Here is a 21269-nt window from a genome sequence, read left to right on the forward strand (position 1 = left end):
CGCAGGCGCGGCGGTTTGCCTGACCGACTAACTATCCACAACGGAGCCCCTACTACATGACCATCACCTCCACCGAGAAGCCCGGTACCCCCGTAGTCGCGATCAACGACATCGGTACCGCTGAGGACTTCCTCGCAGCTGTCGACGCGACCATCAAGTACTTCAACGACGGAGACCTCGTCGAAGGTACCGTCGTCAAGGTCGACCGCGACGAAGTTCTGCTCGACATCGGTTACAAGACCGAAGGTGTCATTCCCTCCCGCGAGCTTTCCATCAAGCACGACGTTGACCCCGGAGACGTCGTCTCCGTTGGCGATCAGGTCGAAGCCCTGGTGCTCACCAAGGAAGACAAAGAAGGCCGCCTGATCCTCTCCAAGAAGCGTGCTCAGTACGAGCGCGCCTGGGGCGACATCGAGAAGGTCAAGGAAGAAGACGGTGTTGTCACCGGTACCGTCATCGAGGTTGTCAAGGGTGGTCTTATCCTCGACATCGGCCTGCGCGGCTTCCTGCCCGCATCCCTCGTCGAGATGCGCCGCGTGCGCGACCTGGCTCCGTACATCGGTCAGCAGATCGAAGCCAAGATCATCGAGCTGGACAAGAACCGCAACAACGTTGTGCTGTCCCGCCGTGCATGGCTCGAGCAGACCCAGTCCGAGGTCCGCTCCACCTTCCTCAACAAGCTGGAAAAGGGCCAGGTCCGTCCCGGCGTCGTTTCCTCCATCGTCAACTTCGGTGCCTTCGTGGACCTGGGCGGCGTAGACGGCCTGGTTCACGTTTCCGAGCTGTCCTGGAAGCACATCGACCACCCGTCCGAGGTTGTCGAAGTTGGCCAGGAAGTCACCGTCGAGGTCCTCGAAGTGGATCTGGACCGCGAGCGTGTCTCCCTGTCGCTCAAGGCTACGCAGGAAGATCCGTGGCAGACCTTCGCCCGCACCCACGCCCTCGGCCAGGTTGTTCCGGGTAAGGTCACCAAGCTGGTTCCGTTCGGTGCGTTCGTCCGCGTCGAAGACGGCATCGAAGGCCTCGTTCACATCTCCGAACTGGCTGTCCGCCACGTTGAGCTGGCTGAGCAGGTTGTCTCCGTTGGCGACGAACTGTTCGTCAAGGTCATCGACATCGACCTCGAGCGCCGCCGCATCTCCCTCTCCCTCAAGCAGGCGAACGAGGGCGTTGACGCCGACAGCACCGAGTTCGATCCGGCTCTGTACGGCATGGCCGCAGAGTACGACGAAGAGGGCAACTACAAGTACCCGGAGGGCTTCGACCCCGAGTCCAACGAGTGGCTTGAAGGCTACGAAACACAGCGCGCAGCCTGGGAGCAGCAGTACGCTGACGCCCAGACCCGCTGGGAAGCACACAAGAAGCAGGTTGCCCAGCACGCTGCCGACGACGCCGTTGCTGCGACGTCCGGGGACAGCGACTCCGGCACCACCAGCTACTCCTCCGAGCCGGCTGCCACCGATTCCGGTGCAGGCACGCTTGCTTCGGACGAGGCTCTTGCCGCTCTGCGCGAGAAGCTGACCGGCAACTAATTGCCCCGCGCTGGCTGAAAGCCAGTAAAAAGGTGGCCGTCCCCGAAAGGGGGCGGCCACCTTTTTTGTTGCCCGCAGTTTGTTGCTCGCAGGCTGCCTGATTGGCTGCGTCAGGCGGTCTGGCCGGCGTGCTCGCCTTCGGCGATCTCCTCCAGCACCTTGTCGTTGAATGCCGGGAGGTCGTCCGGTTTCCGGCTGGTCACGAAGCCCTGGTCCACCACGACTTCCTGGTCGCTCCAGTTGGCGCCCGCGTTCCGAAGGTCCGTGGCCAGCGTGTGGTACGAGGTGAGGTTCCTGCCCTTGACGACGCCCGCGTCAATAAGCAGCCACGGGCCATGGCAGATGGCCGCCACCGGCTTGTGCTGCTCGAAGAAGCTCCGCGCAAACGCCTGGGCGTCCTTGTCCACCCTGAGATGGTCGGCGTTCACCACGCCGCCCGGAATCACCAGGGCATGGAAGTCCGAGGCATTGGCGTCCTTCAGGGTCAGGTCCACGTCGAAGGTGTCACCCTTCTCTACGCCCTCAAAACCCTGCAGCTTGCCGCTCTTCGGGGCCACCAGGACAGGCTCGCCGCCGGCGTTCTTGACGGCGTCCCACGGGCTGGTCAGTTCAACCTGCTCCACGCCGTCCGTCAGCAGAAACGCGACCCTCTTGCCGGTGATGTTGTGCTCTGACATGAGTCCTCCTTTCCTGTGATGCCTTACAGGTCCACCCTAGAAAAGCGAAAACTCATAAGCAAGCTGATGATTTCCTGGATCAGCCGTCAGCGCAGGACGTCAATCCACTCCGTGCCCTCGCGCTGGAGGGCCGCACTTCCGGCGGTCAAGGCGGCCAGCCGGTCGGCGGCCGCCGCCAGGTCATCGGGCGTATCCGGCAGGGCGAGCCGCAGCACCGTGGACTGGGCTTCGTAGCCGGTTTCCGCCATCGCATAGCCCGCGCTGCGCAGGTCGTTCTCGAGCCGCCCGGCCGCGGTGTGCGGTACCCGCACGGCACAAATGCGCAGCCGCCGGCGCTGCACCATCGGAGCCAACTCGAGCGCCGTCGAGACAGAATCGGAGTAGGCGCGCACCAGCCCGCCGGCTCCCAGCAGTATCCCGCCGAAATAGCGCACGACGACGGCACTCACGTCGCTGAGGTCCGTCACCCCTGGGGCAGTTTCCCGCCGGAGAAGGGCCTCCAGCATAGGGATCCCGGCCGTGCCCGAGGGTTCCCCGTCGTCGCTGGAGCGCTGGATGTCCCGGTCCGGCCCAAGCACGAAGGCCGAGCAGTGGTGCCGTGCGTCATGGAACTCGCGGCGGAGTTCGGACACCAGGGCGCGGGCGTCTTCTTCGGTCGCCGCGCGGTGCAGCACGGTGATGAACCGGGAACGCTTGATCTCGATCTCGTGGCGGAATCCGTCCCCCGCAGCCAGGGTGGTGTACGCGGACTGCCTGCTTTGTGTCGTCTCTGTCTGTGTTGGAACTGCCTCGTCTGCCACCGGTTCAGTTTAGTCTTGGGGAGTGCTGAAGATTGGGTTGACGGGCGGCATCGCCTCGGGGAAGTCGCTGGTGGCAACACGTCTGGCGGAGCTGGGGGCTGTGCTCGTCGACGCCGACGCGATCGCCCGTGAAGTCGTGGAACCGGGTACTCCTGGCCTCGCCGCCGTCGTGGACGCGTTCGGCCCGGAGATCCTCGACGGCGAGGGGCGGCTCGACCGGCCGCGCCTCGGTGCCATCGTGTTTCAGCAGCCGGAACGGCGTGAGGAGCTCAACGGCATCGTCCATCCGTTGGTCCGGGAACGCGCCGCGGCGGTGATAGCGGCCGCTCCGGAGGACGCGGTGGTGGTGCAGGACATTCCGCTCCTGGTGGAAACCGGACAGCAGAGTAACTTCCACCTCGTTCTGGTGGTTGATGCGCCCGAGGATGTCCGGCTGCAGCGCATGACCGAGCACCGTGGAATGACTGAAGCGGATGCCCGTTCACGGATGGCCGCGCAGGCGTCCCGGCAGGACAGGCTCGCCGCGGCGGACGTGGTCCTCACCAATTCGGGCACGCGCGAGGAGTTGCTGGCAGCGGTGGACGGGCTGTGGGACGAGCGGCTGCTGCCTTTCGCGCGGAACATCAGCCAGGCCACAGTGGCCGCCCGCAGGGGCGCGCCAGTCCTGGCCACGCCGAACTCCGACTGGCCGCGCCAGGCTGCAGGCCTGGCCGAGCGGCTGAAGGTCGCGGCGCCGGAGGACATCCTGGCTGTGGACCACATAGGATCGACGTCGGTTCCCGGCCTCGAGGCGAAGGACGTCATCGACCTGCAGCTCGCGGTCTCTGATCTCGCCACGGCAGACCGGATTGCGCCCCTGCTGGGTGCCGCGGGGTTCCCGCCCTGGCCGGGCATCCTGATGGACAGCCCCCACGGACGCCACGACCCCGCTGCCTGGTCCAAGCGCCTGCACGGCAACGCCGATCCCGCGCGTCCCGTAAACCTCCATGTCCGGGTGGCAGGTTCACCGGGTTGGCGCTTCGCCCTCTGCTTCCGCGACTGGCTTCGCGCCGACCCGGCCGCACGGGAGAAGTATGCAGCGGAGAAGCGCCGGGTGGCAGCCCTGCACGCCTCCGATGCCAACACCTCCGGCTATGCCGACGACAAGGAGGCCTGGTTCCGCGACGTCGCGGCTCCCGGAATGGAACGGTGGGCCGAAAGCAGCGGCTGGCAGCCGCCGTCGTACGTTTCCGATTCCGCCAACGCGGCCCAGAGGTGACAGGTGCAGCCCAAAGCTGAATCAGGGGTTCCTGTCAGTGGCCGGCGGTAGATTAGATACATGAGTCTTGCGCAGGAGATCAACCGCGTCGTTGCCCCCTTCGAGGTCATCAGCGAGTTCCAGCCGGCCGGTGACCAGCCGGCGGCCATCGCCGAACTCACCGAACGCATCAAGAACGGTGAAAAGGACGTGGTCCTGCTGGGCGCCACGGGCACCGGCAAGAGCGCCACGACGGCGTGGCTGGTGGAGCAGGTGCAGCGGCCCACCCTGGTGATGGTCCAGAACAAGACCCTCGCGGCACAGCTCGCCAACGAGTTCCGCGAGCTGCTGCCCAACAACGCGGTGGAATACTTCGTCTCCTACTACGACTACTACCAGCCCGAGGCCTATGTGGCGCAGACGGACACCTTCATCGAGAAGGACTCCTCCATCAATGAGGAAGTGGAACGGCTTCGCCACTCCGCCACCAACGCCCTGCTGACCCGCCGCGATGTCATAGTGGTGGCCACGGTGTCCTGCATCTACGGCCTCGGCACACCCGAGGAGTACATCGCCGGTATGGTCACTCTCCGCAAGGGCGAGGAGATGAACCGCGACCATTTGCTCCGGAAGTTCGTCGCCATGCAATACGTGCGCAATGACATGGACTTCCACCGCGGCACCTTCCGGGTCCGCGGAGACACCGTGGAAATCATCCCGATGTACGAGGAACTGGCCATCCGGATCGAGTTTTTCGGCGACGAGATTGAAAACATCCACACGCTGCATCCGCTGACCGGTGAAGTGATCCGGGACGAGGAGGAAATGTACGTCTTCCCGGCCTCGCACTATGTTGCCGGGCCCGAGCGCATGGCCCGAGCAATCAAGCGGATCGAAGACGAACTCGCCGACCGGCTGCAGGTCCTGGAAAGCCAGAACAAACTCGTCGAAGCCCAGCGGCTGCGGATGCGCACCACGTACGACCTCGAGATGATGCAGCAGATGGGCTTCTGCAACGGCATCGAGAACTACTCCGTGCACATTGATGGCCGTGCCCCCGGTACGGCTCCGCACTGCCTCCTTGATTATTTCCCTGACGACTTCCTGCTGGTGATCGATGAATCCCACGTCACCGTCCCGCAGATCGGCGCCATGTACGAGGGCGATATGTCCCGCAAGCGGAACCTGGTGGACTTCGGGTTCCGCCTGCCCTCCGCCATGGACAACCGTCCACTCAAGTGGGACGAATTCCTCCAACGCGTAGGCCAGACCGTTTACTTGTCCGCCACTCCCGGAAAGTACGAACTTGGCAAGGCTGACGGCTTTGTCCAGCAGATCATCAGGCCCACCGGCCTCATCGACCCCGAAGTGGTCGTCAAGCCCACCAAGGGCCAGATCGACGACCTGCTCGGTGAAATCAAAACGCGGACAGAGAAGAATGAACGTGTCCTGGTCACCACGCTTACCAAGCGCATGGCGGAGGACCTGACCGACTACCTCCTGGGCCACGGAGTGAAGGTGGAGTACCTGCACTCGGACGTGGACACCCTGCGGCGCGTGGAGCTGCTCCGCGAACTCCGGATGGGCACGTTCGACGTCCTGGTGGGCATCAACCTGCTCCGGGAAGGCCTGGACCTGCCCGAGGTCTCACTGGTGAGCATTCTGGACGCCGACAAGGAAGGCTTCCTGCGGTCGTCCACGTCGCTGATCCAGACCATCGGCCGTGCCGCACGTAACGTCTCCGGACAGGTGCACATGTACGCCGACCGCATCACGGACTCCATGGCCCACGCCATCGAGGAGACCAACCGGCGCCGGGCCATCCAGGTGGCGTACAACACGGAAAGAGGCATCGATCCGCAGCCGCTGCGGAAGAAGATCGCCGACATCACTGACCAGCTGGCCAAGGAAGACGCCGATACCCAGGAGCTCCTCAACAACAACCGCCTCGCCAAGGGCGCCAAGCGGGGCAAGTCCGCCGCCAAGGGCGCGGCCACCGTCCGCGCCGACGGGCTGGCAGCGGCACCTGCAGAGGACCTGGTGGGGCTGATCGAACAGCTGACCGAACAGATGCACGGAGCGGCCGCCGAGCTGCAGTTCGAAGTGGCTGCCCGGATCCGCGACGAGGTTTCCGAGCTGAAGAAGGAACTGCGCCAGATGCAGTCGGCCGGGCACGCCTAAGGCTGACAGGGGCGCGGCCGGTCGGTAAGCCACGGGGCGCGACGTCACCTGGCGCATCGGGCGCCGCCTCTAGGGTAAAGTTGAGGTCACGTAGGGGAGTATCCCAAGCGCTACGAACGTCAGCACGCAGGGCACAGATGCCCTGCCGGGCGTAGCGGGCAGCCACATCAGCACCAAGTGCACAGGTTCGCCGGAGAGACTTACACCGGTTTTCTGTACCCTGCGAAAGGCATTTTTGTGGAACTTCCCGTCTGGTTCGAGGTCGGCTCGTTCGTCGTCCTCGGCATCATCCTCCTCATGGACCTGCTTCTGGTAGTGCGCCGTCCGCACGAACCCTCAATGAAAGAAGCCGGCCTCTGGGTGGCCTTTTACGTGGCACTGGCCCTCGTGTTCGCCGGTGCCATGTTCATGTTCACGGGACCCGAGTACGGCAGCCAGTTCGTGGCCGGCTGGGTGACTGAATACAGCCTCAGCATCGACAACCTGTTTGTTTTCATCATCATCATGGCCCGCTTCTCGGTGCCGCGTAAGTACCAGCAGGAAGTGCTGATGGTGGGCATCATCATCGCGCTGATCCTGCGCGGCATCTTCATCATGCTCGGCGCCATCGTGATCGAACAGTTCAGCTGGGTCTTCTACATCTTCGGCGCCTTCCTCCTCTGGACCGCCTGGAAGCAGGCGCAGGACGAGGGTGAAGACGAAGAGGACAAGGAAAACGCCCTCATCAGCAAGCTCCGCAAGGTCATCCCCATGTCGGAGAAGTTCGACGGCGGCAAGCTGCGCACCACGGTCGACGGCAAGAAGGTGTTCACCCCAATGGTGATCGTCTTCATCACCATTGGCATGACTGACCTTCTGTTCGCCGTCGACTCCATCCCGGCAATCTTCGGGCTGACGCAAAGCGCCTTCATCGTGTTCACGGCCAACATCTTCGCGCTGATGGGCCTGCGGCAGCTGTACTTCCTGCTTGGCGGCCTGATGAACCGCCTCATCTACCTGAAGCACGCCCTGTCCATCATCCTGGCCTTCATTGGCGTGAAGCTGGTCCTGCACGCCATGCACGTCAACGAACTGCCGTTCATCAACGGCGGGCACCACATCGAATGGGCTCCGGAAATCCCCACCTATGTGTCCCTCGCCGTCATCATCGGCACGATCATCATCGCCGTGATCGCCAGCCTGGTGACCTCCGGCGCGCAGAAGGCCAAGCTGGACGCCCGCCTCGAGGAGGACGCCCGGAAGAGCCTGAGCGACGTCGACTAGGTTCTACGGATCCGTTTCAGCGGAAAAGCAACCCCGGCCACCAGGTGGCCGGGGTTGCTTTGTCTTGTGCGGGCGGGGGCTTAGGTGTCCGTTCGGGCGGGGGCTGAAGTGTCCGTTCGCGCTGGTCTCAGCGGGCGGAGCGGACCATGCCGAGCAGGCGGCCGAAGATGGCCTCACCGTCGTCGGCGATGCCGTCGTGGTGGAACTCGCCGGTTTCCCAAGTCTTCAGCTTGCGGACGGTGGCGGCGGTCTCCAGGGAGAGCCCGTGGTCCACGTAGATATCGTCGCGGTACACGGCGGCGGCCGCCGGCACGATGTTGGCGGCCAGCTGTGCAGTGTCATAGAGCGGCGTCCAGTCAGCCTTGGCCGCCAGCAGTTCCGCCACGTCCTTGAGCGGGCTCAGGGCGGGATCCTGCTCGAAGTACCACGGGTAGACCATCTCGCCGGTCAGGAGAACCTCGGCGGCGTCCGGGCTGAACTCAGGGAACTCCTTGAGGACCCGCCAGGCGGCCCAGTCCGTGGCCGCACCCTGGCCGTAGATGGATTCGTGCATCAGCGCGTATAGAGGGTTGGCCGCGCGCGAGACCAGCGTGCGGACCTGCTCCAGGAACGGGTCTGAGAGACGCGGACCGCCGGGCGTCTCCACGAAGGCGTCCTCCAGCAGGTTGTGCAGGCTGTCCACCCGGGTATTCCCGCCGAGGAAGGATCCCACCATCTGGAACCTCTCCACGGTGAGGGGAGAGCCGTCCGGGAGGTGTTCCGCCGTGCTGCGGAGGTGATTGGTGACCCGGTTTACGGTTTCCCGGTCCTCGGGGTACCAGCCGAAGTACTCTGCGTTGCGGGCTGCCACCCGCTTAAAGGTCTCGCGGTAGACCCGGTCGGGGGAACCGGTCAGCGGGGCAAGCCCGCCGGTGATCAGCACCTCGCGCAGTCCGGTGGGCGCGAACGACAGGTAGGTGAGCGCGCAGAAGCCGCCGTAGCTCTGCCCGTAGACGGTCCACGGCTCCGCGCCGAGAGCCTGGCGGATGAGCTCGGCGTCGGCAACGATCGAGTCTGCACGGAAGTGCTCAAGGTACCTCGCCTGCGCCGCGGCATCCCCGCGCAGCGGCAGGGTGTTGCGGTCAATGGGGGAGGATAGTCCGGTTCCCCGTTGGTCCAGCATCAGGATGCGGAAGTCCTTTGCGGCTGCCTTGCTCCAGCCGCCCAGCGACGCTAAGCGGTTGCCGCGTCCGCCGGGGCCGCCCTGCAGATACAGGAGCCACGGCAGATCGGCCGCCTCTGCCTTACTGTGCTCGGCGGACACGTACTCGCGGGCGAACACTGTGATTCTCTCTGCCCCGTCTTCTCCCTCCGGGCCGGCGAAATGGTCCAGCGGAAGCGTGAAGTAGTGTTCCGCCGTGCGCATGCCGCGGAACTGGTGCCTGGCGCGGACTGTATGGAGGGGGTCCTTATGCACAGTGGTGTCCAGCGTTGCCTCAGCCATGGACACCGACCTCGCTGCGGCTGCCGAATTCGGCCAGCGCCGTTCCGGTCAGCCGGAACGTGGACCATTCGTCCATCGGGAACGCACCGAGCTTCCGGTAGAAGTTGATGGACGGTTCGTTCCAGTCCAGCACGCTCCATTCGACGCGTGCGTAGCCGCGTTCGACGGCGGTCGCCGCCAGATGCTGCAAGAGAGCCTTCCCGTGGCCCTCGCCGCGCGCCTCCGGGGTGACGTAGAGGTCCTCCAGGTAGATCCCGTGCACGCCCTCCCACGTTGAGTAGTTCAGGAACCAGAGTGCGAAGCCACGCACCTCGCCGTCCTCGTTCTCGGCCATGTTGGCGTACACGCGCGGGTTGCTGCCGAAGAGCACCTCGGTGAGCATCTCGGGGGTGTTGCGGACGGCGTCAGGCTCCTTTTCGTAGAGAGCCAGTTCGTGGATGAACTGCAGGATTACGGGAACGTCGGCGGGTGTTGCGGGACGGATTGCACTCATGAGTCCGAGCTTACTGGGTCCGGGCTTGCTGGATCAGGCCGCAGCACGCAGGGCAGGATGCACCCGGAGTATAGGCTGTTGACTCCAATGACCTACCAACAGTGCAGCAACCCTTCCGGGGACGGCGTGGAAAGGCCAGCCGAACCGGATCCTAAACGGATCCTTCTGGCCGCTGTGATGCTCTCCAGCATAGACCTTCGCCAGGCCGATACTTTGGACGACGGCGAGCGCCAGCGGGCGGCGTCGTTCCGTTCCGAACTGCAGCGGGACAGGTTCCTGGCCGGACGCATAGCGCTGCGGCGCCAGGCGGCAAGGGCCGCAGGAGTCGGTGCTGGCGCACTGCAGGCTGACTACTACTGCCGGGAGTGCACCCGGAGCGACCACGTGCACGGAACGCCCCGGTACCAGGCCGGTCCGTCCAGGCCCACCGTACTGGCGAGCCTGAGCCGGGCGGGGGACTGGTGCCTGCTGGCCGCGACAACAGATGAACAGGTGCTGGGAGTTGGCGTGGACCTTGAAGGCAGCACAGCCGCAGGCTTCGAAGGGTTCGGGGCGGTTGCCCTTTCGGAGCGCGAGCGGGAACACCTTCAGAGAGTGGAGCCCGCACTCCGGCCGAGTGTCCAGACACATCTGTGGACGCGCAAGGAAGCAGTCCTCAAAGCGCTGGGCAGGGGGTTGGCCGTCGTCGACCCGGGTCTCCTGGACGTAGCGGGTCCCGTTCCGCTGCTGCCGGACCTTCTGCAAACGGCGCCGGCCGGGCCCTTCGTAACCGGGGTGCCTCTGGTGGAGGGGCAGGAAGGCGGCCGCCATCGGTGGCTGGTCGACGCCGTTGAGCCAGATTCAGTGGGGCTGCCGGGTTCCCTCACTGCGGCAGTGGCGGTTGTCCTGAAGCTGTGAGATTCTGCGGTCTGTCCGTAGGGACGGGACGCACCATTCGACCGAGTCCATGTCAGGGAGATTAGAGCCGGTTCGCACCGGTAACCCGCACCACCGCAGTGCCCGTCTCGTCCGAGGCGGCCAGATCCACCTCGGCGGAGATCCCCCAGTCGTGGTTCCCGGCCGGGTCGTCGAAGATCTGACGGACCTTCCAGACGCCGGGCTCCTCGGTGATGATGAGCAGCCCGGGTCCGCGGGCGCCAGGGCCGGTGCCGATGTCGTCGTGCTCGTCGAAGTAGTCGTCCAGGACGTCCTCCCAGCGGTCCGCGTCCCAGCCGGCGTCGCCGTCGAGTTCGCCCAGGGCAGTGGCGTCCTCGTCTGCAAAAAGCTCGACGCGCCGGAACATCTCGTTGCGGACCATAACCCGGAAAGCCCGGATGTTGGACGTGAGGGACGGCGGCGGGGGAGGCGGGGCATCGTGCGGGGTCGGCGCGGCACCGGAGGTCAGTTCCTCCCACTCGTCCAGCAGGCTGGAGTCCACCTGCCGCACCAGCTCACCCAGCCAGGCGATCAGGTCCTCGAGGTCTTCACGCAGCGCATCCTGCGGCACGGTCTGCCGGAGCGCTTTGAAACCGTCCGCCAGGTACCGCAGCACAATGCCTTCGGAACGGGCAAGGCCGTAGAACTGCACGAACTCACCGAAGTTCATGGCGCGCTCGTACATGTCCCGGATGACCGACTTGGGGGCCAGTTCAAAGTCGCCCACCCACGGCGCTGCCTTCCGGTACACCTCGAAGGCCTCGCCCAGGATTTCCGCCAGCGGCTGGGGATACGTGACCTCGTCGAGCATGGCCATCCGCTGCTCATACTCGATGCCGTCTGCCTTCATGGCGGCCACTGCCTCGCCGCGTGCCTTCTTCTGCTGCGCAGAGAGGATCTGCCGCGGCTTCTCCAGCGTGGCTTCAATCACGGAGACCACGTCGACTGCGTATGAGGGCGATTCTGGATCCAGCAGGTCCAGCGCGGCCAGGGCAAACGGGGACAGCGGTTGGTTGAGGGCAAAATTCGGCTGCAGGTGGACGGTCAGGCGCACCGTGCGGCCGTCCGCCCCCTGCTCTGCAGCAGGGATACGCTCCACAACCTCGGCCGCGAGCAGCTCCCGGTAGATCCCCAAGGCCTTCTTCATGAGCCGGAGCTGGGAAGGGCGGGTTTCATGGTTCTCGGTGAGGAGCCGCCGGGCGGCAGCGAACGGGTCGCCCGGACGCTCCATGAGGTTCATGAGCATCGCATGGGTCACGGCGAAGCTGGAGTTCAGCGGGTCGGGAACGGACTCCACCAGCCGGTTGTACGTGGGCTGGCCCCAGGACACGAACCCCTCCGGCGGCTTCTTCTTCACAACCTGGCGCAGCTTCCGCTGGTCATCGCCGAACTTTGCGGTGGCCTTGGCCATCGCCTTGACGTTCTCCACCACGTGTTCGGGGGCCTGGACCACCACGGTGCCGGCCGTATCGTAGCCGGCACGGCCGGCCCTTCCGGCAATCTGGTGGAACTCACGGGAGTTGAGCAGCCGGGTGCGTACGCCGTCGTACTTGCTCAGTGCGGTGAGCACGACGGTGCGGATGGGCACATTGATTCCCACGCCCAGCGTGTCCGTGCCGCAGATGACCTTAAGCAGGCCGGCCTGGGCCAGCTGCTCCACGAGCCGGCGGTACTTGGGCAGCATGCCCGCGTGGTGCACGCCGATGCCGTGCCGGACCAGGCGGTTCAAGGTCTTGCCGAAGCCTGCCGCGAAGCGGAAGTTCGCGATGAGCTCGGCGATTTTGTCCTTTTCCTCGCGCGTGCACACGTTGATGCTCATGAGCGTCTGGGCGCGCTCGATGGCTTCGGCCTGGCTGAAATGCACCACGTAGACTGGCACTTCCTTGGTGCCCAGCAACTCTTCGAGGGTCTCGTGGACCGGCGTCTCGCGGTAGTAGTAGTGCAGCGGAATCGGGCGTTCCGCCGAGCTGACGGTGGTGGTGGGCCGTCCCGTGAGTTCGGTCATGCCGGCTTCGAATCGGCTCACGTCGCCCAGTGTGGCGGACATCAGGAGGAACTGTGCCTGTGGAAGTTCCAGCAGCGGAACCTGCCATGCCCAGCCGCGCTGCGGATCGGAGTAGAAGTGGAACTCGTCCATGATGACGGCGCCCAGATCGGCCGCGGCGCCTTCGCGCAGCGCGGTGTTGGCCAGGATCTCGGCGGTGCAGCAGATGATCGGGGCGTCCTGGTTCACCCCGGAGTCGCCGGTGATCATGCCGACGTTCTCCGCCCCGAAGATCTCGCAGAGGGCGAAGAACTTTTCGGACACCAGGGCCTTGATGGGGGCCGTGTAGTAACTACGCTCACCGCGGGCCATCGCCTGGAAGTGGGCGGCAACGGCGACGAGGGACTTGCCGGATCCGGTGGGCGTTGCGAGGATCACGTTGGCGCCGGAGGCCAGTTCCATGATCGCCTCGTCCTGGGCGGGGTAGAGCTGCAGGCCCCGGCTTTCGGTCCACTCCACGAAGCGCTCGTACAGCGTGTCCGGGTCCGCGCCGGTTCCGGTGGTGATCCGTGCGGACGGGGCGGGGAGCTGTTCAACGAGTTTCATTGCCTTCCAGCTTAGTGCCCGCGCGTCCCGCAACCATTTCGCGCCGGTCCGGCGCTAGGCTCGCGATGTCTGGACCATCGGCCGTCCGGGCAGACTGTTCACGAACAACCGCCACGAGCAACCGGAGGCCATGTGTGGGATCCCGCCAAGTACGTCCAGTTCGGCGACTACCGGCAGCGTCCGTTCTTTGACCTGACCGGCCGCATCCTTGCCGACTCCCCGCGGGAGGTGGTTGACCTGGGCTGCGGCCCCGGCAACCTGACCGCTACGCTCGCTGCCCGCTGGCCTTCCGCGCGGGTGGTGGGACTGGATTCATCTGCCGAGATGCTGGCCACGGCGGAGCAGCACCGGCAGACAGCGCCGCTACTGGAGTTCAGCCTTGGAGACATCGCTTCCTGGCTGCCATCCGCGGACACCGACGTGGTGGTGAGCAACGCGGCCCTGCAATGGGTCCCCGGGCACCCGGAACTGCTGGCAACCTGGCTCAAGGCTCTGAAACCGGGGGCGTGGTTCGCCCTCCAGGTGCCGGGCAACTTCTCCTCCGCGTCCCACACCCTGATGCGGGACGTGGCCGAGTCGCCCAGATGGGCCGGCAAGCTCGCTGGCGTGCTGCGCCACGACGAGGCGGTGGCGCACCCCGCGCGCTACCTGCAGATCATGCTCGACGCCGGGTGCGCGGCAGACGCGTGGGAGACCACTTACCAGCAGGTGCTCACGGGCGAAAACCCGGTGCTGGATTGGGTGCGCGGCGCCGGCCTGCGGCCCGTGCTGGCTGCGCTGTCGCCAGACGATGCCGCCGAGTTCGAGGCCGAATACGGCACCCGGCTGGCCGAGGCCTATCCGGGCACGCCGCACGGAACGGTTTACCCGTTCCGACGGATTTTCGCGGTGGCCCGCAAGCTTTAGGGCTGCCGCTTCCGCCGCGCGGGCGGCGTCCCGCGCGGTCACATGTGATCTGGCTTACAATGGCCAAGCGGCGATTGGGGGCCTGCCCAGGCTCCCGTACGCCCCTGGCGATGGAGGAGGCGCGCGGTGCTGTTTAACCTAATGCTCCGCCTCCTCGCCGAACACCGGCCTGCTGTCTGGGCGATCATCGTGCTGCAGGTGCTGCAGACGGCAGGCAATTTGCTGCTGCCGACGCTGAACGCGAGCATCATCGACGACGGAATCCTTGCCAACCAGCCTGGGGTAATCCTGGGGCTCGGCGGCTGGATGATGGTCCTCACCGCTGTGCAGGCTGCAGCCGCCCTGGGCGCCGGGTACCTTGGGGCCGACGTCGCCATGAAGATCGGCCACCGCCTCAGGCGGGAGCTGTTCTCCCAGGTCCAGGCGATGTCATCCCAGGAGGTCGGGATGTTCGGCACCCCAAGCCTCGTCACCAGGGCCACCAACGACGTCCAGCAAATCCAGACCTTCGCGGTCCTGGTCTTCACCATGCTCGCCGCAGCGCCGGTCATGGGCATCGGGGGAATCATCCTGGCCGTCCAGCAGAACGCGGCCCTCTCCTCTGTCGTGATCGTCATAGTTCCGGTGCTGGTGCTCATCATGTACCTGATCGTGCGTCGCCTTATCCCGCTCTACCGGCAGGGGCAGGCTCTCATCGACGGCATCACCCGGATCCTCCGCGAACAGATCATAGGCGCCAACGTCATCCGGGGCTTTGTCCGGCAGAAGCATGAGGTTGCCCGTTTCATGGAAGCGAACCGGCGGCTGACCAGTAACAACCTCCAGTCCGCGCTCCTGGTTGCGGGCATGCTTCCGATGATCATGATCGTGGTGAACCTCTCCTCGGTGGCCGTGGTCTGGTTCGGTGGGCAACTGATCGCCAGCGGCAGCATGGAGGTGGGTGCCCTCACGGCCCTCATCGCCTACATCCTGCAGATCCTGCTGGCCATCATGATGGCCATGTATGTGTTCAGCACCGCACCGCGCGCGGCTGTCTGCGCCGAGCGGATCCAGGACGTGCTGGACGTGACCCCGGCACTGGCCATCCCCGCCGCGTCGGAGCCCGCTGTGCCGGAGCCCGCCGGGACCCGGCCCGTAACCACCCGGCCCGCCGCGCCGGGGCCGGCACCCCCGGGCGGCGGAGGAGTCGAGTTCGGCCACGTCTGGTTCGCCTATCCGGGGGCGGAGACCCCGGTCCTGGCCGACATCTCATTTACTGCCGCACCGGGCACCACCACGGCCATCATTGGTGCGACCGGCAGTGGCAAGTCCACGCTCCTGAATCTCCTGCCGCGGTTCCTGAACGCCACGTCAGGTGAAATCCGGTTCGGCGGAGCCGACATCCGGAAACTGTCCGCTGAACGGCTCCGGGAACGGATTTCGGTGGTCCCGCAGAACTCCTATCTCTTCTCAGGCACCGTGGCGGGCAACCTGCGGATGGCCGCACCGGAGGCCACTGAGGACGACCTGTGGAAAGCCCTGCGGCTGGCACAGGCCGACGACTTCGTCCGCCTCCTCCCGCAGGGACTCCATGCCGCCGTCGCCCAGGGCGGGGCCGGGCTGTCGGGCGGGCAGCGGCAGCGCCTCTGCATTGCCCGCGCCATGCTCCGTACCGCGGACCTCTACCTCTTTGATGACAGTTTTTCCGCCCTGGACTATGCCACCGAGGCCGCGGTCAGACGGGCGCTGGAGCCCGTGCTGGCAGCATCAACCGTGCTCATGGTGGCTGAACGCATCCCGACCATCATGGGCGCGGATCGGATCCTGGTGCTCGAGGATGGCCGGCTGGTGGCCCAGGGAACCCACGCGGAACTGCTGGGATCGTCGGCCACCTACCGGGAGATCGCCGAGTCTCAGCTGGCCCTTGATGAGCAGCCTTGAGAATCGGGCAGCCATGAGGGGCACGCACGCCGCCGAACGCAAAACCGGCAGCTTCCTGCCGGCGGCCACACGCCTGCTGGGCCTGCTGCGCCCGTTCAAGGGCAAGATGGCCCTGGCCGTCGCGGCGACCTGTGGCTTCGCGGCCCTCAATGTGGCAGCTCCAAAGCTCCTCGGTGACGCCACCGACGTCATCGTCAACGGCTTCACGCATGGCACGTTCGACGCCGGCAGGCTGGCCGCGCTGCTCGCCGCGGTGTCCCTGATGTACGTCGGCACGTCCATCTTCAACTGGGTCCAGGGCGCCCTGACCGCCCAGACGGTGCAGCGGCTTGTTTTCGGCCTTCGCGCCGCGGTCGAGGACAAACTGCACCGGCTGCCGTCCGCGCACTTCCACGAGCAGGCCAGGGGCGATGTACTCAGCAGGGCCACCAACGACGTCGACAACATCTCGCAGGCGCTCAACCAGTTGCTCACGCAGCTGATCATGTCTGTTCTGATGCTGTGCGGTTCGCTGGCCATGATGCTCTGGATCTCCCCGCTGCTGGCGGCCATCGCCCTGGTGTCCGTACCTCTGTCCACGCTGATAACGGTGTTCATGGCGCGCCAGTCCCAGGCCTATTTCGCCGCCCAATGGGCATCTACCGGGGAGCTGAACGCACACATTGAGGAATTCATCACCGGTCACGAGGTGATCAAGGCATTTGGGCAGCAAGGCACGGTGTCGGCCATCTTCGGCCGCGGCAACGACCGGCTGGCCCGCAGCAGCGCGCGCGCCCAATTCGTCTCCGGAGCCGTGCAGCCGCTCATGGTCTTCGTCGCCAACCTCAACTACGTGGCGGTGGCCGTCGTGGGCGCCCTGCAGGTGGCAGCCGGCGCCATGACGATCGGCGGCATCCAGGCGTTCATCCAGTTCAGCCGCCTCTTCACCCAGCCGATGGGCCAGATCGGCGGCATGCTTACCCTCATGCAGTCCTGTGCGGCCTCGGCGGAACGGGTCTTCGCCCTGCTTGACGAGCCTGAGATACCCCGCGAGGACGACGTTCCGACCCGCGAGGAAAACCTGCGCGGCCGGATTGATTTCGAGGACGTCACCTTCGGGTACACCCCGGGGGCGCCAACCGTCAGCGGGCTGTCCTTCTCCGTCCTCCCGGGTCAAACCGTGGCCATCGTGGGCCACACCGGTGCAGGCAAGACCACCGTGGTGAACCTCCTGATGCGATTCTATGAACTCGATTCAGGCCGTATCACGATCGACGGCACAGACATCGCCACGGTGCCTGTGGACTCGCTGCGGTCCAATTTCGCCGTGGTCATGCAGGACGTCTGGCTGTTCAATGGCACCATCCGCGAAAACATCGAATACGGTTCCCCGGGAGCGGATGATGCCCGGGTCCTGGCAGCGGCCGAAGCCAGCCACGTGGACCACTTCGTGCGGTCGCTGCCCGCCGGCTACGCCACGGTCCTTGGCGACCACGGCGATTCGCTTAGCCAGGGCCAAAGGCAACTGATCACTATCGCCCGGGCCCGGCTCGCGGACCGCAGCGTTCTGATCCTGGACGAGGCAACAAGCTCCGTGGACACCCGGACCGAGGTGCAGATCAAGCTCGCGATGAACAGGCTGAGGCAGGGCAAGACGAGCTTCATCATTGCCCACAGGTTGTCCACCGTGCGCGACGCTGATCTAATTCTCGTCATGGATCACGGACGCATTGTTGAACAGGGGACGCACAGCAGCCTGCTGTCCGTGGACGGCCATTACAGGAACCTGTACGAGGCCCAGTTCCGCGGGGTGGACCGCGAACTCGGCGCCATCCGCCGCCAGCAAGGCAGGCACGCCGCGGGCCAGCAGCGCTACCGGGGGTCCGGCCTGTGACCGCCGGCGATACCTTCCCGGGGCAGTGGAAGCCGAACACCGGCAGCTCCGTGGCCCTCTTTGAGCAGCTGCGGCTGCACGTGATCGAACAGGCGGACCAGGGAAAGCTTGCCCCCGGCACGCGGCTGCCGGCAGTGCGGACCCTCGCCGGAACCCTCGGCGTGGCACCCCACACGGTGGCACGGGCGTACAAGGAACTCGAAGCTGCGGGCGTCGTCGCCACCAAGGGCCGCAATGGGACGGTGGTCTGCGCCCGCGACGAGCGTTGGGGGGCTTTGTCCGAGGCCGCAGCCGAGTATGCCGCAGCCGCCAAATCGCAGGGCGCAACTTTCGCCCAGGCGGTCCACCTGCTGGCGGCTGCCTACGACGCTGAGTAGCGAAGGTGGCACAGGACACCCGCGTGGATATTCGAAGAAGTTTTCGACTAGCATTAGTGGGTGCCTAAAGCCGTAGCTGAAGAAACCGCTGTTGCCTCCTCCGCCGTCGTCCCCCTGAGCCCCGCCAATCCGGCACGCCCGGACCTGTCCCGGCTGGTGGTCAAGGGCGCCCGCGAGCACAACCTCCGCAACGTCGACCTCGACCTGCCGCGTGACGCCATGATCGTCTTCACGGGCCTGTCCGGCTCCGGAAAGTCGTCCCTGGCCTTCGACACCATCTTCGCGGAGGGCCAGCGCCGCTACGTCGAATCGCTCTCTGCCTACGCCCGGCAGTTTCTGGGCCAGGTGGACAAGCCCGACGTCGATTTCATCGAGGGCCTGTCGCCGGCGGTCTCGATCGACCAGAAGTCCACGAGCAAGAATCCGCGCTCCACCGTGGGCACCATCACCGAAATCTACGACTACATGCGTCTCCTGTGGGCGCGCGTGGGCCGTCCGCACTGCCCCGTATGCGGTGAACCCGTCATCAAGCAGACGCCGCAGCAGATTGTGGACCAGCTGCTCGAACTGGAGGACGGCACCCGTTTCCAGATCCTCGCTCCGGTGGTGCGCGGGCGCAAGGGTGAGTTCGTCGACCTCTTCAAGGAATTGACGGCGAAGGGCTATTCCCGTGCCCGGGTCGACGGCGACCTCGTCCAGCTGAGCGATCCGCCCAAGCTTGGCAAGCAGTTCAAGCACACCATTGAGGTGGTGGTGGACCGGCTCGTGGTCAAGGAAGGCATCCGACAGCGGCTGACGGACTCCATCGAGACGGCGCTCGGACTCGCCGAGGGGCGCGTCCTGGCCGACTTCGTTGACCTCGACGCCGACGACCCCCACCGCACGCGTGCCTTCTCGGAAAACCTGGCCTGCCCCAACGAGCACCCCTTGGCTATCGATGAGATCGAACCCCGGTCCTTCTCGTTCAACAACCCGTTCGGTGCCTGCTCGGCCTGCAGCGGCATCGGCACGCGGCTGGAAGTCGATGAGGACCTGATCATTCCCAATCCGGAGCTTGCGCTCGAGGACGGAGCCATCGCGCCGTGGTCCCTGGGCACCGCCACCACCGAGTACTGGAACCGGCTGCTCGGTGGACTCGCCAAGGAACTCGGGTTCTCCATGACCACGCCGTGGCAGGACCTTCCGTCCGAGGTCCGGCAGACTGTCCTGCATGGCAAGGACCACAAGGTTGTGGTGCAGTACCGGAACCGGTTCGGCAGGGAGCGCAAGTACAGCACCGGCTTCGAAGGCGTGGTGCAGTACGTTCACCGCAAGCACACCGAAACCGAGTCTGACTATGCCAGGGACCGCTACGAGGAATACATGCGGCAGATCCCCTGCCCGGCCTGCGACGGCGCACGGCTAAACCCGGCGTCGCTCTCGGTTCTCATCAACGGCAAGTCCATTGCCGACGTCGCGAGGCTGCCCATGCGCGAATGCGCAGCATTCCTGGACAACCTCGTGTTGACCGGCCGCGAGGCGCAGATCGCGCACCAGGTCCTCAAGGAGATCCAGGCCCGCCTGACCTTCCTACTGGACGTGGGCCTGGAATACCTGAACCTGGAGCGTCCTTCCGGCACCCTCTCCGGCGGCGAGGCCCAGCGCATCAGGCTGGCCACCCAGATCGGCTCCGGCCTTGTGGGCGTCCTGTACGTCCTGGACGAGCCCTCCATCGGACTGCACCAGCGGGACAACCGGCGCCTGATTGAGACCCTGACGCGGTTGCGGGACTTGGGCAACACCCTCATTGTGGTCGAGCACGACGAGGACACCATCCACGAGGCCGACTGGATCGTGGACATCGGCCCGGGAGCCGGCGAGCACGGCGGACAGGTGGTCCACTCGGGGTCCTACACGGCACTCCTGGAGAACACGAAGTCCCTGACCGGCGACTACCTCTCCGGCCGGAAGAGCATCGACGTCCCCAAGAAGCGGCGCAAGTACGACAAGAAGCGCGAGCTGAAGGTGGTCGGCGCCCGCGAGAACAACCTCGTCAACGTTGATGCCGCCTTCCCCCTGGGCCTGTTCACGGCCGTGACCGGCGTCAGCGGCTCCGGCAAGTCCACCCTGGTCAACGAGATCCTGTACAAGGTGCTGGCCAACAAGCTCAACGGCGCCAAGCAGGTGGCCGGGCGCCACCGCACAGTCCAGGGCCTCGAGCACCTGGACAAGGTGGTGCACGTGGACCAGAGCCCTATCGGCCGTACCCCGCGCTCCAACCCAGCCACATACACCGGAGTGTTCGACCACATCCGGAAGCTCTTCGCCGAAACCACCGAAGCAAAGGTCCGCGGCTACATGCCCGGACGGTTCTCCTTCAATGTCAAGGGCGGCCGCTGCGAGGCCTGCTCGGGTGACGGCACGCTCAAGATCGAGATGAACTTCCTGCCGGACGTCTACGTTCCGTGCGAGGTCTGCCACGGTGCGCGGTACAACCGTGAGACGCTCGAGGTGCATTACAAGGGCAAGACCATCGCCGACGTCCTGAACATGCCCATCGAGGAGGGAGCCGAGTTCTTCGCCGCTTTCTCCCCGATTGCACGCCATCTCAAGACACTCGTGGACGTAGGCCTCGGGTATGTCCGGCTGGGCCAGCCCGCCACCACGTTGTCCGGCGGCGAGGCGCAGCGCGTCAAGCTGGCGGCCGAACTCCAGAAGCGGTCCAACGGCCGCAGCGTCTATGTCCTGGACGAGCCCACCACCGGGCTTCACTTCGAGGACATCCGGAAGCTGCTCATGGTGCTGCAGGGCCTCGTGGAGAAGGGCAACACGGTCATCACCATCGAGCACAACCTAGACGTCATCAAGAGCGCCGACTGGGTCGTGGACCTGGGCCCTGACGGAGGTTCCGGCGGCGGCCGGATCGTGGCGTCCGGTACCCCGGAGCAGGTCTCCAAGTCCTCGGAGAGCCATACCGCAAAGTTTTTGGCCGAAATCCTCGGCTAGCGGGCCTAGCCCAACGCGAAACCAGCACGTCGGCCCG

The 21269-nt window shown here is 65.5% G+C and carries 15 protein-coding genes; 10 read left to right on the forward strand and 5 right to left on the reverse strand.

The features are described from left to right. Positions 1-56: 56 nt before the first annotated feature. Positions 57-1532 (forward strand): 30S ribosomal protein S1, encoded by a 1476-nt coding sequence (rpsA, locus tag QFZ23_RS12965; RefSeq protein WP_306923476.1) that lies wholly within the window; start codon positions 57-59, stop codon positions 1530-1532. A 110-nt stretch (positions 1533-1642) separates the two neighbouring features. Here the strand turns inward: rpsA and QFZ23_RS12970 are convergent, their stop codons facing one another. Further along, on the reverse strand, positions 1643-2209 hold the full coding sequence (locus tag QFZ23_RS12970) for a type 1 glutamine amidotransferase domain-containing protein (RefSeq protein WP_306923478.1): 567 nt from the start codon (positions 2207-2209) through the stop codon (positions 1643-1645). Positions 2210-2295: 86 nt separating this feature from the next. Beyond that, positions 2296-2943: a YigZ family protein gene (locus QFZ23_RS12975; RefSeq protein WP_306926835.1), complete on the reverse strand. Its 648-nt coding sequence runs from the start codon at positions 2941-2943 to the stop codon at positions 2296-2298. Between the two features lie 88 nt (positions 2944-3031). On the opposite strand from QFZ23_RS12975, the gene coaE reads away from it, so the two are divergent. From coaE to QFZ23_RS12990, 3 genes are all read left to right on the forward strand, one after another. Next, on the forward strand, positions 3032-4267 hold the full coding sequence (gene coaE, locus QFZ23_RS12980; protein WP_306923480.1) for a dephospho-CoA kinase: 1236 nt from the start codon (positions 3032-3034) through the stop codon (positions 4265-4267). A 60-nt stretch (positions 4268-4327) separates the two neighbouring features. Beyond that, positions 4328-6427: an excinuclease ABC subunit UvrB gene (gene uvrB / locus QFZ23_RS12985; protein ID WP_306923481.1), complete on the forward strand. Its 2100-nt coding sequence runs from the start codon at positions 4328-4330 to the stop codon at positions 6425-6427. Positions 6428-6664: 237 nt separating this feature from the next. Next, positions 6665-7690, forward strand: coding sequence for a TerC family protein (locus tag QFZ23_RS12990; protein WP_306923483.1), 1026 nt, complete (start codon positions 6665-6667; stop codon positions 7688-7690). A 127-nt stretch (positions 7691-7817) separates the two neighbouring features. Here the strand turns inward: QFZ23_RS12990 and QFZ23_RS12995 are convergent, their stop codons facing one another. Both QFZ23_RS12995 and QFZ23_RS13000 read right to left on the reverse strand, forming a co-directional pair. Then, positions 7818-9173, reverse strand: a complete 1356-nt coding sequence (locus tag QFZ23_RS12995; RefSeq protein ID WP_306923484.1) for an alpha/beta fold hydrolase — start codon at positions 9171-9173, stop codon at positions 7818-7820. After that, a complete protein-coding gene (locus tag QFZ23_RS13000; protein WP_306923486.1) occupies positions 9166-9666 on the reverse strand; it encodes a GNAT family N-acetyltransferase in 501 nt (166 codons plus the stop codon). Before QFZ23_RS13000 ends, QFZ23_RS12995 begins: the two co-directional genes overlap by 8 nt. Positions 9667-9753: 87 nt before the next feature. Between QFZ23_RS13000 and QFZ23_RS13005 the strand changes: the two genes are divergently transcribed. Next, positions 9754-10563: a 4'-phosphopantetheinyl transferase family protein gene (locus tag QFZ23_RS13005; protein WP_306923488.1), complete on the forward strand. Its 810-nt coding sequence runs from the start codon at positions 9754-9756 to the stop codon at positions 10561-10563. A gap of 61 nt (positions 10564-10624) precedes the next feature. Here QFZ23_RS13005 and QFZ23_RS13010 read toward each other — a convergent pair whose 3' ends face one another. Beyond that, positions 10625-13171, reverse strand: a complete 2547-nt coding sequence (locus QFZ23_RS13010) for a DEAD/DEAH box helicase (protein WP_306923490.1) — start codon at positions 13169-13171, stop codon at positions 10625-10627. 132 nt (positions 13172-13303) lie between these two features. Here QFZ23_RS13010 and QFZ23_RS13015 point away from each other — a divergent pair, with 132 nt between their 5' ends. The 5 genes from QFZ23_RS13015 to uvrA all read left to right on the forward strand — a co-directional run bounded on the left by QFZ23_RS13015 (position 13304) and on the right by uvrA (position 21232). After that, a complete protein-coding gene (locus tag QFZ23_RS13015; RefSeq protein ID WP_306923492.1) occupies positions 13304-14077 on the forward strand; it encodes a trans-aconitate 2-methyltransferase in 774 nt (257 codons plus the stop codon). 126 nt (positions 14078-14203) lie between these two features. Beyond that, positions 14204-15997, forward strand: coding sequence for an ABC transporter ATP-binding protein (locus tag QFZ23_RS13020; RefSeq protein ID WP_373427879.1), 1794 nt, complete (start codon positions 14204-14206; stop codon positions 15995-15997). Positions 15998-16010: 13 nt separating this feature from the next. Next, positions 16011-17870 carry an ABC transporter ATP-binding protein gene (locus tag QFZ23_RS13025; RefSeq protein WP_306923494.1) on the forward strand — a complete coding sequence of 620 codons (1860 nt, stop codon included), beginning with the start codon at positions 16011-16013 and terminating at the stop codon, positions 17868-17870. After that, a complete protein-coding gene (locus QFZ23_RS13030; protein WP_306923495.1) occupies positions 17867-18247 on the forward strand; it encodes a GntR family transcriptional regulator in 381 nt (126 codons plus the stop codon). The genes QFZ23_RS13025 and QFZ23_RS13030 overlap by 4 nt, the downstream gene beginning before the upstream one ends. 60 nt (positions 18248-18307) lie before the next feature. Then, the gene (uvrA, locus tag QFZ23_RS13035; RefSeq protein WP_306923497.1) at positions 18308-21232 is read left to right on the forward strand and encodes an excinuclease ABC subunit UvrA; all 2925 of its coding nucleotides are present in this window, start codon (positions 18308-18310) and stop codon (positions 21230-21232) included. Positions 21233-21269: the final 37 nt, after the last annotated feature.

Origin of the sequence: Arthrobacter globiformis, from assembly GCF_030818015.1 — a bacterium.
Lineage (GTDB): Bacteria > Actinomycetota > Actinomycetes > Actinomycetales > Micrococcaceae > Arthrobacter > Arthrobacter globiformis_C.